General features: G+C 61.1%; 13 protein-coding genes. 2 read left to right on the top strand and 11 right to left on the bottom strand.

Annotated elements, in window-relative coordinates; translation table 11 throughout:
- Positions 1–10 precede the first annotated feature (10 nt).
- The 6 genes from ACN9MY_RS04115 to rpsL all read right to left on the bottom strand — a co-directional run bounded on the left by ACN9MY_RS04115 (position 11) and on the right by rpsL (position 5,144).
- The gene (locus ACN9MY_RS04115) at positions 11–202 is read right to left on the bottom strand and encodes a hypothetical protein (protein ID WP_426167751.1); all 192 of its coding nucleotides are present in this window, start codon (positions 200–202) and stop codon (positions 11–13) included.
- 70 nt (positions 203–272) lie between these two features.
- The gene (rpsJ, locus tag ACN9MY_RS04110) at positions 273–590 is read right to left on the bottom strand and encodes a 30S ribosomal protein S10 (protein ID WP_028101676.1); all 318 of its coding nucleotides are present in this window, start codon (positions 588–590) and stop codon (positions 273–275) included.
- Between the two features lie 119 nt (positions 591–709).
- Positions 710–1,900, bottom strand: a complete 1,191-nt coding sequence (gene tuf / locus ACN9MY_RS04105; RefSeq protein ID WP_426167612.1) for an elongation factor Tu — start codon at positions 1,898–1,900, stop codon at positions 710–712.
- 77 nt (positions 1,901–1,977) lie between these two features.
- Complete coding sequence (fusA, locus tag ACN9MY_RS04100) at positions 1,978–4,083, bottom strand: elongation factor G (protein WP_426167749.1); 2,106 nt, start codon at positions 4,081–4,083, stop codon at positions 1,978–1,980.
- Positions 4,084–4,185: 102 nt separating this feature from the next.
- On the bottom strand, positions 4,186–4,656 hold the full coding sequence (rpsG, locus tag ACN9MY_RS04095) for a 30S ribosomal protein S7 (RefSeq protein WP_155452640.1): 471 nt from the start codon (positions 4,654–4,656) through the stop codon (positions 4,186–4,188).
- 104 nt (positions 4,657–4,760) lie between these two features.
- Complete coding sequence (gene rpsL / locus ACN9MY_RS04090; protein ID WP_028102972.1) at positions 4,761–5,144, bottom strand: 30S ribosomal protein S12; 384 nt, start codon at positions 5,142–5,144, stop codon at positions 4,761–4,763.
- A 257-nt stretch (positions 5,145–5,401) separates the two neighbouring features.
- On the opposite strand from rpsL, the gene ACN9MY_RS04085 reads away from it, so the two are divergent.
- Positions 5,402–7,276, top strand: coding sequence for a phosphoethanolamine transferase (locus tag ACN9MY_RS04085; protein WP_426320676.1), 1,875 nt, complete (start codon positions 5,402–5,404; stop codon positions 7,274–7,276).
- 3 nt (positions 7,277–7,279) lie between these two features.
- Here ACN9MY_RS04085 and ACN9MY_RS04080 read toward each other — a convergent pair whose 3' ends face one another.
- The 4 genes from ACN9MY_RS04080 to ACN9MY_RS04065 all read right to left on the bottom strand — a co-directional run bounded on the left by ACN9MY_RS04080 (position 7,280) and on the right by ACN9MY_RS04065 (position 9,942).
- Positions 7,280–7,744 carry a DUF2269 family protein gene (locus ACN9MY_RS04080; protein WP_426320674.1) on the bottom strand — a complete coding sequence of 155 codons (465 nt, stop codon included), beginning with the start codon at positions 7,742–7,744 and terminating at the stop codon, positions 7,280–7,282.
- Positions 7,732–9,006, bottom strand: a complete 1,275-nt coding sequence (locus ACN9MY_RS04075) for an SDR family oxidoreductase (RefSeq protein ID WP_426320672.1) — start codon at positions 9,004–9,006, stop codon at positions 7,732–7,734. The genes ACN9MY_RS04080 and ACN9MY_RS04075 overlap by 13 nt, the downstream gene beginning before the upstream one ends.
- Positions 9,003–9,323: a hypothetical protein gene (locus ACN9MY_RS04070; RefSeq protein ID WP_426167740.1), complete on the bottom strand. Its 321-nt coding sequence runs from the start codon at positions 9,321–9,323 to the stop codon at positions 9,003–9,005. The genes ACN9MY_RS04075 and ACN9MY_RS04070 overlap by 4 nt, the downstream gene beginning before the upstream one ends.
- Before the next feature lie 91 nt (positions 9,324–9,414).
- On the bottom strand, positions 9,415–9,942 hold the full coding sequence (locus ACN9MY_RS04065) for a GbsR/MarR family transcriptional regulator (RefSeq protein WP_426167738.1): 528 nt from the start codon (positions 9,940–9,942) through the stop codon (positions 9,415–9,417).
- 108 nt (positions 9,943–10,050) lie between these two features.
- Here ACN9MY_RS04065 and ACN9MY_RS04060 point away from each other — a divergent pair, with 108 nt between their 5' ends.
- Positions 10,051–11,175, top strand: a complete 1,125-nt coding sequence (locus tag ACN9MY_RS04060) for a DUF1624 domain-containing protein (protein ID WP_426336856.1) — start codon at positions 10,051–10,053, stop codon at positions 11,173–11,175.
- Here ACN9MY_RS04060 and ACN9MY_RS04055 read toward each other — a convergent pair.
- Complete coding sequence (locus tag ACN9MY_RS04055; RefSeq protein WP_426320667.1) at positions 11,152–12,624, bottom strand: MutS-related protein; 1,473 nt, start codon at positions 12,622–12,624, stop codon at positions 11,152–11,154. The two genes, ACN9MY_RS04060 and ACN9MY_RS04055, sit on opposite strands and share 24 nt — an antisense overlap.
- Positions 12,625–12,763 lie beyond the last annotated feature (139 nt).

Raw genomic sequence — 12,763 nt, 5'->3', positions numbered from 1 at the left:
GTATAGCGCGTCAGTTCTTGTCGGCTTCATCTCTCTGCTTTTGTTGTGCCTCTTGCGCCGCCTTGAGCGCATCCTTCGCCTTGTCGCGCTGGGCGCCCATGGCCTTGATGTCTTGCGCCGCCTGGTCGGCCGGGTTCTTCTTGCCGCAGGCGGCCAGCAGGGACAGTGCCGCGACGGCGGCGATGACTGCGAAGCGTTTCATGCCAATCTCCTGGAAAAAGAAAAGCCCGCTCAGGAGCGGGCTTTTCAGGTGTCTTGCGACGAAACCGGTATTACTGCAGTTTGATTTCGACGTCCACGCCAGCTGGCAGGTCCAGCTTCATCAGGGCGTCAACAGTCTTGTCGGTTGGGTCCACGATGTCCATCAGGCGCTGGTGGGTGCGGATTTCGAACTGGTCGCGGGAGGTCTTGTTCACGTGCGGGGAACGCAGCACGTCGTAACGCTGGATACGGGTTGGCAGAGGAACTGGGCCTTTTACCACGGCGCCGGTGCGCTTGGCGGTGTCAACGATTTCCAGTGCGGACTGGTCGATCAGCTTGTAGTCGAAAGCCTTCAGGCGGATACGGATCTTTTGGTTTGGAGCGGACATGCTTATTCCTTAAAGAACGAACCGGCAACAATATGTTTCCGGCAATGTAAGTAAATACTACGACGGGCCGACATGATAGCACATGCCGGCCCGCTTGATTCAGATCGACTGACTAAAAATTAGTCGATGATCTTGGCTACCACGCCCGCGCCAACGGTACGGCCGCCTTCGCGGATTGCGAAGCGCAGACCTTCTTCCATAGCGATCGGGGAGATCAGCTTCACGGTGATGGAGACGTTGTCGCCTGGCATAACCATTTCCTTGTCCGCTGGCAGCTCGATGGAGCCGGTCACGTCGGTGGTACGGAAGTAGAACTGTGGACGGTAGTTGTTGAAGAACGGGGTGTGACGGCCGCCTTCATCTTTCGACAGAACGTAGATCTCGCCGGTGAAGTGAGCGTGCGGCTTGATCGAGCCTGGCTTCGCCAGAACCTGACCACGCTGAACGTCTTCACGCTTGGTGCCGCGCAGCAGCAGACCAACGTTGTCGCCGGCCTGACCCTGGTCCAGCAGCTTGCGGAACATTTCCACGCCGGTGCAGGTGGTCTTGACGGTGTCAACGATACCAACGATTTCGATTTCTTCGCCGACCTTGATCACGCCGCGCTCAACACGACCGGTCACCACGGTGCCGCGGCCGGAGATCGAGAACACGTCTTCCACTGGCATCAGGAAGGTGCCGTCAACAGCGCGCTCTGGGGTTGGGATGTAGGAATCCAGCGCATCAGCCAGACGCATGATGCAGTCTTCGCCCATTTCGCCAGCAGCGCCTTCCAGGGCCATACGTGCCGAACCCTTGATGATTGGCAGGTCGTCGCCTGGGAATTCGTACTTGGACAGCAGCTCGCGCACTTCCATTTCGACCAGTTCCAGCAGTTCTGCGTCGTCAACCAGGTCGCACTTGTTCAGGAACACGATGATGTACGGAACGCCAACCTGACGTGCCAGCAGGATGTGCTCGCGGGTCTGTGGCATTGGGCCGTCAGCTGCGGAGCAAACCAGGATCGCGCCGTCCATCTGCGCAGCACCGGTAATCATGTTCTTGATGTAGTCGGCGTGGCCTGGGCAGTCAACGTGAGCGTAGTGACGGGTTGCGGTCTCGTACTCGACGTGGGCGGTGTTGATGGTAATGCCGCGTGCTTTTTCTTCTGGAGCAGCGTCGATCTGGTCGTAAGCTTTCGCTTCGCCGCCGAATTTCTTCGACAGGACGGTTGCGATAGCAGCGGTCAGGGTGGTCTTGCCGTGGTCAACGTGACCGATGGTGCCAACGTTCACGTGCGGTTTAGTCCGCTCGAACTTTTCTTTTGCCATTTTAATTCTTCCTCAGAACTTTAGATTTAAGGTCAAACCGGGCGGGAGGATCTCCCCCGCCCGGGTAATTATTTATTTTACTTCGCTTTAGCGGTGACGATTGCGTCGATCACGTGCTTAGGCGCCTCGGAGTAGTGCTTGAACTCCATGGTGTAGGTCGCGCGGCCCTGGGTCGCGGAACGCAGGATGGTCGAGTAGCCGAACATCTCCGACAGAGGTACCTCTGCCTTGATGATCTTGCCGCCGCCGCCTGGGATCTCGTCCATGCCCTGCACCATACCGCGGCGGGACGACAGGTCGCCCATCACGGTACCGGCGTAGTCTTCCGGAGTCTCGACTTCAACAGCCATCATTGGCTCCAGGATCACTGGGCTGGCGCGACGGCACGCTTCCTTGAACGCCATCGAACCGGCCATGCGGAATGCATTTTCGTTCGAGTCAACGTCGTGGTAGGAACCGAAGGTCAGGGTGACTTTGACGTCAACAACCGGGTAGCCTGCCAGAACACCGTTGTTCAGGGTTTCGCGCACGCCTTTTTCCACCGCAGGGATGAATTCGCGAGGAATCACACCGCCCTTGATCGCGTCGACGAATTCGAAGCCCTTGCCTTGTTCCTGTGGTTCCAGGGTAACAACAGCGTGACCGTACTGACCGCGGCCGCCGGACTGCTTGACGAACTTGCCTTCCACGTCGGACACCGACTTGCGCACGGTTTCGCGGTATGCAACCTGTGGCTTGCCAACGGTTGCTTCCACGCCGAATTCGCGCTTCATACGGTCAACGATAATTTCCAGGTGCAGCTCGCCCATACCACCGATGATGGTCTGGCCGGATTCTTCGTCGGTCTTGACGCGGAACGAAGGATCTTCCTGTGCCAGGCGGTTCAGGGCCAGGCCCATCTTTTCCTGGTCGGCCTTGGTCTTAGGCTCAACTGCCTGCTGGATCACTGGCTCTGGGAACACCATCTTTTCCAGGGTGATGATCGAGGATGGATCGCACAGGGTCTCGCCGGTGGTCACGTCCTTCAGGCCCACAGCAGCGGCGATGTCGCCGGCGCGGACTTCCTTGATCTCTTCACGCTGGTTGGCGTGCATCTGCAGAATACGGCCCAGACGCTCTTTACGCTGCTTCACCGAGTTGTACACGGTGTCGCCTGCGTTCACCACGCCGGAGTAGACGCGGAAGAAGGCCAGCTGGCCCACGAACGGGTCGGTCATGATCTTGAATGCCAGGGCAGCGAACTTCTCTTCGTCCGAAGCCTTGCGGGTAGCTGGCTGTTCGTCTTCGTCGGTACCGGCAACGTCAGCGATGTCCACTGGCGATGGCAGGTATTCGATCACGGCGTCCAGCATGGCCTGCACGCCCTTGTTCTTGAAGGCGGTGCCGCACATCATCGGAACGATTTCCGACGCGATGGTACGCTGGCGCAGGGCTTGCTTGATCTCTTCTTCGGAGAGCTCGCCTTCTTCCAGGTACTTGTTCATCAGGTCTTCCGACGCTTCAGCAGCGGCTTCAACCATCTTCTCGCGCCACTCGGTCGCGGAATCCTGCAGTTCTGCAGGGATGTCAACGTAGTCGAACTTCATGCCCTGGGACGCGTCGTCCCAGATGATGGCCTTCATCTTGACCAGGTCGATCACGCCCTTGAAGTTGTCTTCAGCGCCGATCGGGATCTGGATCAGGATTGGGTTGGCCTTCAGGCGCGAACGCATCTGCTCGTAGACCTTGAAGAAGTTGGCGCCGGTACGGTCCATCTTGTTCACGAAGGCCAGACGAGGGACCTTGTACTTGTTAGCCTGGCGCCATACGGTTTCAGACTGTGGCTGCACGCCGCCCACTGCACAGTAAACCATGCAAGCGCCGTCCAGAACGCGCATCGAACGCTCCACCTCGATGGTGAAGTCAACGTGCCCTGGGGTATCGATGATGTTGATGTGGTGTGGCTTGAAGTTGTTGGCCATACCGTTCCAGAAGCAGGTGGTCGCTGCCGAGGTAATGGTAATGCCGCGCTCTTGTTCCTGCTCCATCCAGTCCATGGTGGCGGCGCCGTCGTGCACTTCACCAATCTTGTGGTTCACGCCGGTGTAGAACAGCACGCGCTCGGTAGTGGTGGTCTTACCGGCGTCGATGTGAGCGGAGATACCGATATTACGGTAGCGCTCAATGGGGGTCTTGCGGGCCATAATTGATCCTAAATCTTTGAATGGACAAAACCGAGCAACATTTTTACTAGAAAAATGCGCCCGGCTTGAACTAGGCCGGCCACGAATGGCCGGCCAAACGTATTAGAAGCGGAAGTGCGAGAACGCTTTGTTCGCTTCAGCCATACGGTGGACTTCGTCACGGCGCTTCATTGCACCGCCACGGCCTTCCGCGGCTTCCAGCAGCTCGCCGCCCAGGCGCTGTGGCATGGACTTTTCGGAGCGCTTGTTAGCGGCTTCACGCAGCCAACGCATGGACAGGGCCAGGCGGCGCACTGGGCGCACTTCGACTGGAACCTGGTAGTTAGCGCCGCCAACACGGCGGGACTTCACTTCAACCAGTGGCTTGGCGTTGTTGATCGCTGCGGTGAACACTTCCAGCGGGTCCTTGCCGGACTTCGATTGGATATGGTCAAAGGCACCGTAGATGATGTTTTCTGCAACCGACTTCTTGCCGGACAGCATCAGAACGTTAACGAATTTAGCGACTTCGGTGCTACCGAATTTTGGATCCGGCAGAATTTCGCGCTTGGGTACTTCACGACGACGTGGCATGTCATTTCCTTTTCTTCAGTTGAGTGCCTCGGGCACTCGCGGAGGCCATCATAGCCTTCCACTTACTCGGTCTCGCGACCGCCTCAACTCAGTTAAATTGCAAATTACTTCTTAGCGGCCTTAGCGCGCTTCGCACCGTACTTGGAGCGAGCTTGCTTACGGTCTTTCACGCCCTGGGTATCCAGAGAGCCACGGACCATGTGGTAACGCACACCTGGCAAGTCTTTTACACGACCGCCGCGCAGCAGGACAACGCTGTGTTCCTGCAGGTTGTGGCCTTCACCGCCGATGTACGAAATCACTTCGAAGCCGTTGGTCAGACGCACTTTTGCAACTTTACGCAGTGCCGAGTTAGGCTTCTTAGGAGTGGTGGTGTACACACGGGTGCACACGCCACGCTTTTGCGGGCAGTTTTCAAGTGCCGGCGATTTGCTCTTCACGACCAGCTTGGTACGTGGTTGGCGAATCAATTGGTTGATGGTTGGCATCGTTTTAAATCCAACAAAATTACAGCATTGACAACCCGGGCAGCTTTGCCCGGGGGCTAAAACGGTATCTCCAGTGTGCGCTGAACGTCACTCAAAACGAGGCGTATACGATGCGCAGACTAAATTGAGAACTCGCGAGTATATACCTGGTTAACAGCTCAGTCAACCGGAATGCTGAATAAAGTGGCAGTATTGGAACGCCCCACGGCCCGCTATTGGCAGCATAATAGCGATCATTTTGTACTTTCCTGTAAGCAATGCTGCCGCGCCCTTCCACCCTGTTCATCCTGTTTAGCTACCTGGCGCTATCCGCAGTGCCTTTCCTGCCTTTGCTATTGGGCAAGCCGGTGGAGCAGCCGTGGCAATTGCTGGGAATCGAGTTCGTGGCCTGGGTCACGATATGGGCACTGTTCAAGCGCCCGGCCTACTTCCACTGGCTGCTGATCCCCGCCTTCCTGGCGTTGCCGACCGAAATTTACCTGTTCGTATTTTACGGCCAGGGCATTTCCACCCACCACCTCGGCATCCTGGCCGAAACCAGCCCGCAGGAAGCGCTGGAGTTCCTCGGCCGCAAGGTATGGACCATGCTGGCCGTGATGGTGGGCGTCGCCGTATGGTGGGTACTGACCTTCCGCGCTGCGCGCCAGACGCGCGGGCTGGACTGGCATGGTGGCTCGCGCTGGCTGGCACTGTTCTCCCTGGTCGTACTGGCCGCCACGGCGGCCTGGGGCTATGAATTCGGCATCAACGCGGCGCCGGCGCGCCCGGCAGCCAGCGTGGCCGCCAGCGCCGCGAAAGACAGCGACAGTGCAAGCGAAAGCGCCGCCAGCGATGACGATTCCAGCGAGAGCGCCTCAGCGCGCGCCGCAGTAGCCGGCGCCCACGCCCTGCACCTGCCCGGTCCGGCCCTGCCTTATTGGGCGCGCCTGCCGTTCGATCCGAGCGCCTTCGTCGAATCCTGGCCCTTCGGCCTGGCCGCGCGCGGCTATGATTTCTACAAGGAGCGGCGCTACCTGGCAGACCTCAATGAACGCAGCGCCAGCTTCGAGTTCGGCGCGCGCCAGGTCGACGGCGGCACGCAGCCGGAAATCGTGGTGATGGTGGTGGGCGAATCGTCGCGCTACGACCGCTGGAGCCTGAACGGCTACAAGCGCGAGACCAATCCCTTGCTGGCCAAGGAAAGCAACCTGGTGCCGCTGTCGGACGTGATCACGTCGGTATCGGCGACGCGCCTGTCGGTGCCGGTCATCATTTCGCGCAAGCCCGCCACGCAGAGCCTGAAGGATGGCTTCAGCGAAAAATCCTTCCTGACGGCCTACAAGGAAGCCGGCTTCAAGACCTGGTGGCTGTCGAACCAGATCTCGTTCGGCCAGTACGATACGCCGGTGTCGGTGTTTGCCAAGGAAGCGGACGTGATCCAGTTCCTCAACCTGGGCGGCTTCACCAACCACTCCAATTACGACGACGTGCTGTTCGAGCCGCTCAAGCGCGCGCTGGCCGACCCGGCGCCGAAAAAGCTGATCGTGCTGCACTCGCTGGGCAGCCACTGGAACTACAGCCAGCGCCACCCGAAGGAATTCGACAAGTGGCAGCCCTCGCTGTTCGGCGTCGACAAGCCGGCCTACACCGACCTGAAGATCAAGCAGCAACTGAATAACAGCTACGACAACTCGATCCTGTACACCGACTGGTTCCTGTCGCAGGTGATCGGTGACCTGAAAGGCACGGGCCAGCTGGCATCGATGCTGTACGTCGCCGACCATGGCCAGACCCTGTACGACGGCACATGCCGCCTGGCCTTCCACGGCCACAACACGGACTATGAATTCCATGTGCCGGCCTTCATGTGGTTCTCGGACCAGTATCTCGATCGCTACCCGGACAAGGTGGGCGCCTTGCTGCGCAACCGCAAGGCCAAGCTGGCAACGGAAAACATCTTCCATACCATGCTGGACGTGGCAAACATCCGCTACCCGGACGACAAGCCGGCCTGGAGCTTCCTCAACAAGGACTTCCAGGTGCACAAGCGGGTGGTGGACAGCTACGGCTGGACCAACTACGACAACGCAAGGTTCAAAGGCGACTGCCGAGAAGTGATCGACAAGGGCAAGCCGCAGTCGCAGGACAAGTAAGCCTCATACCGGCTTGTGCACCATCAGCCAGTACACGGCAAGCATGGCGATGAAGGCCGGATAGCCAAGCAGTTCCCAGCGCCGCGCATAACGCCAGTACTGGGCCGGCAGCGCGATGTTGGCGGCATGCGCTGCCAGCGCCAGCTTGCCCATCCTGACCTGGTACCACACCACCGGCAGCCAGCAGGCGCCCGCCAGGACGTACAGCGCCAGCGAAGCCCTGATCCAGAACGCGTCCAGCGGGTGGCCGGCGAGGTGGATCATCCAGGCGCCGGACAGGGGCTGCACGATCACGGCCGGCGTGGTGAACCACCAATCGGCGCGCACCACCAGCCGCGAGACCACGGCAATCGCCTCTACCGATCGCGAACGGTTGGCGAAGAACAGGTAGAACGCCGTGCCGAAACCGGTGCCGACCAGCAGCACCGAGGACAGGATGTGGATGGTCTTGACAGTCAGGTAGTCCACGTTTTTTCCTCCGCAAACAAGATGAACAGGATGGCCAGGATCGGCAGGTTTTTCAGCAAGGGGCCGAAGGGATGCCACAGGTATTCCGGCAGGCAGGCCGCAATTGCCGCGCTGTAGCCGAGTATCAGCGCGCCCTGCGCCAGCCAGAGCGCGCGGCGCGGGCGGACGATGCAGGCGATGCCGAATACGAAGTCCAGGGCCGCTGCGCCATACAGCGCGGCGATGGCTGGGATTCCTTCAATGCCGACACGTGCCAGCAATGCCAGGCTGTCCGCTTGCGGGTGGACGAAGGCGCTCACGATGGCCGTCGCCAGCCAGACGATCGCCATGACCCAGCGCAGCAAAGCGGTGCGCCAGCCGGCCAGCGCGCGCAGGCGAAACAGTTCACGTTCGGCGGGCGTCATGAAGTCGTTGATGCCGCGCGGCGAACGGCCCAATAGCTCGCATATCGGGGCGGCGCTGGCGGCGCAGCCTTCCGGAAGTGCACTGCCTGCACGCAGCATGCGCCAGGTCTCCGGCGTCAGGAGCGCGCCGCAGAACTGTCCGGCCCAGGCCGCGCACGCCATGATCGTTGCGGGAACGTGCAGCACTGGGGCAGGAGGAAAGGCCATCGCGCTACGGTAGGCGGACAGCATGCCATCGTAGCTGACGGCACTGTCGCCAGCGATATCGATCACGCGCTGTGCTGGCGTCGCCGGAGAGAGCGCAGCTGCTACCGCCTGCGCCAGGTCGTCGACGTGAAGCGGCTGGAAGCGCGCCTTGCCCAAGGCCGGCGCAACAATCATCGGCATGCTGGCGGCCCGGCAGAACATTGCAGCCGACGCGCCTTCCGCACCGAACACGAGCGATGGGCGCAAAATGATCCATTCCAATGGAAGTGCCATCAACGCTTCGTCGGCCGCACGCTTGCTGGTGAAGTAGGCGGTGTCGCCGCCATCCGCGCCGAGCGCCGAGATTTGCACGACGCGCCGTACGCCGGCCTGGGCGCATGCGGCAAACAAGGCAACCGGCGCGCGGGCGTGCAGTGCTTCGAACGTGGCCGCGCCGTTTTCGCTGATGATGCCGACAGCATTCACTACGGCATCGACGCCGCGCAGGCGCTCCAGCCAGTCGGCCGCCTGCAGGTCGGCAGAGTAATCGACTGCCACGTCGCCCCTTGCAGGACGGCGCACTCCGCGCAGGACTTCGTGTCCGGCCGCTGCCAATCGCAGGCAAATGGCGCGGCCGATGAAGCCAGCCGCGCCGCAAACAAGGACCTTCATTTGGCCGCCTTGGGAATCGACTTTGCGATGCTCCAGGCCATCACGGCGACGCCTGCCACGATGCCTGCGGTAGTCATGATCAGCGTTGTACGCAGCACGCTGGCCAGGTTGGCATCGCGCGCGTCGCTGTGGCCGAACCACAAGGCCAACAGCACCGGGAAGGCGGTAATCAGGACCGTGGTCACACGCACCCAGAATTCGGAGCGTTCCGCCGTTCCGCACAGGTCGACCAGCAGGCGGCGCAGCACATCACGCAAGTAGCGACTGACAGCCAGGCCAACCAGCAGCGGTATCACGATTTCATAGGCGATCAACATTTTACAACCTCCCCAGACAGTAATTTCTGTAAAGACAGAAATTTTATGTTCAAAAAAACGGGCATTGCCGCCCGCCTCCGTTATTGCCCGATCACTGCTTGCCGCGAATGGCCCGGCTGATTTTTGCGCTGACGCCCAACGTCTTCATCAGCGTTTCCGGCTTGTAGCGCAGCAGTTCATCCGACAGCGTCGCCATCACTTCGATGAACTTCAGCGTTTCCTCGATCCGTTCACGCGTGCCTTCGTCCTCGTCCGCCATCGCAGGGTTGGCGAGACACTCCGACAACGCGGCGGCGGTGGGATCGATCTCGCGCTGGCGTCGCCCGGCCACGATCAGCTTGAACAGCTCCCACACATCGGTCGAGGTTTCGAAATGGTCGCGGCGGTCGCCCTTCAGGTGCACCACTTTCACCAGGTTCCAGGACTGCAGCTCTTTCAGGCTGTTGCTGACGTTGGAGCGCGCCACGCCCAGCGTATTCTGGATCTCCTCGGCGTCCATGGGACGCGCGGCCAGGTACAGCAGCGCATGAATTTGCGCCACGGTGCGGTTGACGCCCCAGCGCGAACCCATCTCGCCCCAGTGCAGTACAAATCGTTCGGCTATCGGTTTCAGTTCCATGCCTGTCATTCTATGCTTACACAAATTTCTGTCAAGACAGAAATTAAATATTTGCCTGGATGGCAATTCGCGCCCACAATGCATAGCAAATAAACATGGGGGACGCTCATGCAGACTACGAAGCGGCTCGCCAGCATCGATATGCTGCGCGGCCTGGTCATTGTATTGATGGCGCTGGACCATACGCGCGACTTCTTTGGCGCTGCACTTTTCGATCCGGAGGACCTGGCCAAGACCACGCCGCTGTGGTTCGCCACGCGCTGGATCACGCACCTGTGCGCGGCCACGTTCGTGCTGCTGGCTGGTACTTCGGCCTACCTGCGGGGGACCAAGAGCGGAATTCCCGCGCTGTCGCGCTATCTCGTGACGCGCGGCCTCCTGCTGCTGGTGCTTGAAGCGACCTGGATCAGCTTCAGCTGGCAGTTCGGCTACAACGTCACCATCCTGCAGGTGCTGTGGGCACTGGGCATGGGGATGATCTTCCTTGCCGGGCTGGCGTGGCTGCCCTGGCCCGCGATCGCGCTCATTGCCGCGCTCTTGATCCTGCCGCATAACCTGCTCGATTCGATCCAGTCCACCCACCCGCTGTGGCTGGCCTGGCACCAGCGCGGATTCTGGCCAGTGGCCGGCAATTACGGCGTGTATCTCGCCTATCCATTGATGCCATGGCTCGGCCTGATCGCGGCCGGCTACGCGCTGGGCCCCGTGTTCCAATGGGAGCCGGCACGCCGGCAGCGCTTCCTGCTGGTTGCAGGCGCCGTGCTGCTGATGGTCTTCGTCGCCCTGCGCAGCGGCAACTTCTACGGAGATCCCGATCCCTGGTCGCCGCAGGGACGCGGCTTCGTGTGGGACTTCATTTCCTTCATCCGCGTGCACAAATACCCGCCGTCGCTCCTCTACCTGTGCGTGACGATCGGCATTGCCCTGCCCCTGTTGGCGTGGTTCGAGCGCCTGCGCCCCGTGCCGCTGCTGATGCTGTTCGGCGGCACCCCGATGTTCTTCTACGTGATCCACATCGCCATGATTCACTTCCTCTCCGGGCCGTACTTCATGCTGCGCTACGGCGCGACCCCGCAAGGCGGTCCGGGAGGATTCACGCTACCGAAAGGCTACGAGCCTTCCCTGGCCGTGGTCTACGCCGCGTGGGTCGGCGTCATCGCAATCATGTACGGCCTGACCAAGCTTTGGCTGCGCCGGCGAACGTCTGTCTTAGGCCGGCAGCAGGCGGCCTGAAAGACGCTTGTAGACATCGCGGGCGCGTTGTTCGATCGACGCGTCGAAGCCTGATTGGGCGAGCAGGGTCAGGCCGTTGGTTTCGGCCAGCACGCCGGGCGTCAACACCAGGCGGTCGGCGCGTTTTTGCACCAGCAGCGGCTCGCAGCATTGCTCGAGCAGTTGCGCCAGCACCACGTTGTGCGAAGACACCAGCACGGTGCCACGGCCGGCCAGTTGCTCCAGGACTGCGGCTGCAGCGGAAACCGACTCGAGGTGATTCGTGCCGCGGAAAATTTCGTCGATGATGAAGACCGCGCGTTGCGGCTCCTTGGCCAGCGCCAGCAATTCATGTGCGCGGCGCAGTTCCGACTGATAGAGGCTTTCGCCGCCATCAAGAGCGTCTTCATTCTGCATGCTGGCATAGACCGGCAGGTTCGGCACGTGCGCCGCCTCCGCGTAGCAGAAGCCGAATGCGCGCGCGGCCAGCAGGTTGAGGCCGACCGTGCGCAGCAGGGTACTTTTGCCGATGCCATTCTGGCCGCTGATGAAGGCGCTCTTGCCATCCAGTTCCAGGTCCAGCGCCTGCGCATCAGGCAGCAGCGGGTGTCGGACCGCACGCAGTTGGACCTCCTGCTCCCAGCCCTCCTCCGCCCAGCACCATTGCGCTTGCGTGGAAAGATGACGCGCCAGCGCAAGGTCGGCATCGCAGCCGGCCACCAGTTCAAAACTCTCGCGCAGGAAGGCCGCGTTTCCGCGCACCAGGCGGCAAGTGGCGAAATAGTGCTTCAGGTTGGCGAGCATGATCCAGTCGGCATACTCGGTCACGCCAGGCGCAGTGGAGAAGCCATTGCGCGCAAGCTTGCTGCGCAGTTGGGCTGCCTGGCCGGCGCCGGGTGCGTCTGCTTGCTGGCTATGTGCGTAGAGCTGCAATCGCAGCGCCTCGGAAATGGCTCCCCACTGTTGGACGCGAGAGTGGAAAGCAATCTGGATCGCCATCAGCACCAGCGACAGCACAACCGCCGGAACCAGCGCCGCCAGCCAGAAAAAGCTGGCGGCAACACTGGCGAGGAAGGCTACGGGCACCAGCCAGAGCCAGGCCGACCAGCGCGGCACGGGCGGCAGCGGCGACTCGGTCTGCACGACAGCGCCTGTCACCGGGACGAACAAGGATTCGCTGACCTCTGCGCTGGCCTTGCGTAAAGGCGCGAGTTGCGTGGCAAGACGCTCGCGCGCGCCGACGTCCGCCAGCAAGGCGCGCACACGATCGGCCGCGGCAGCGCTGGCGCCGCGCCGCAAGCGCCGATACAGCATTTGGCGGCCAAAGATGCTGGCCCCCTCGCCGACCGCCCGCAGGTAGGGCGCGAGCAGCAAATCCTGCCATGTTTGCCCATCCACCGCGCCGTTGCCGCTGGCGCCGGCCAGTTCATCGTAACGCGCCACCGCGCTGTCGGAGAACGAATACTCCACAGAACCACCCCTTGCCATAAAGATAAGCCAGCAAGTATAGCCGCTTACAAAAAAATCAAGTAGTCCGGTTGACTGGGCATGGCGGACAGGTGGACACGGTGGACGCTCGCGGACAGCAGCCGCGGCAAGGCGGACGTCA

The organism is Pseudoduganella sp. R-31 (assembly GCF_049913235.1).
Taxonomy (GTDB): domain Bacteria; phylum Pseudomonadota; class Gammaproteobacteria; order Burkholderiales; family Burkholderiaceae_D; genus Rugamonas.
The sequence above is the reverse complement of the archived record's forward strand: the minus strand, read 5'-3'. Positions and strand labels throughout refer to the sequence as shown.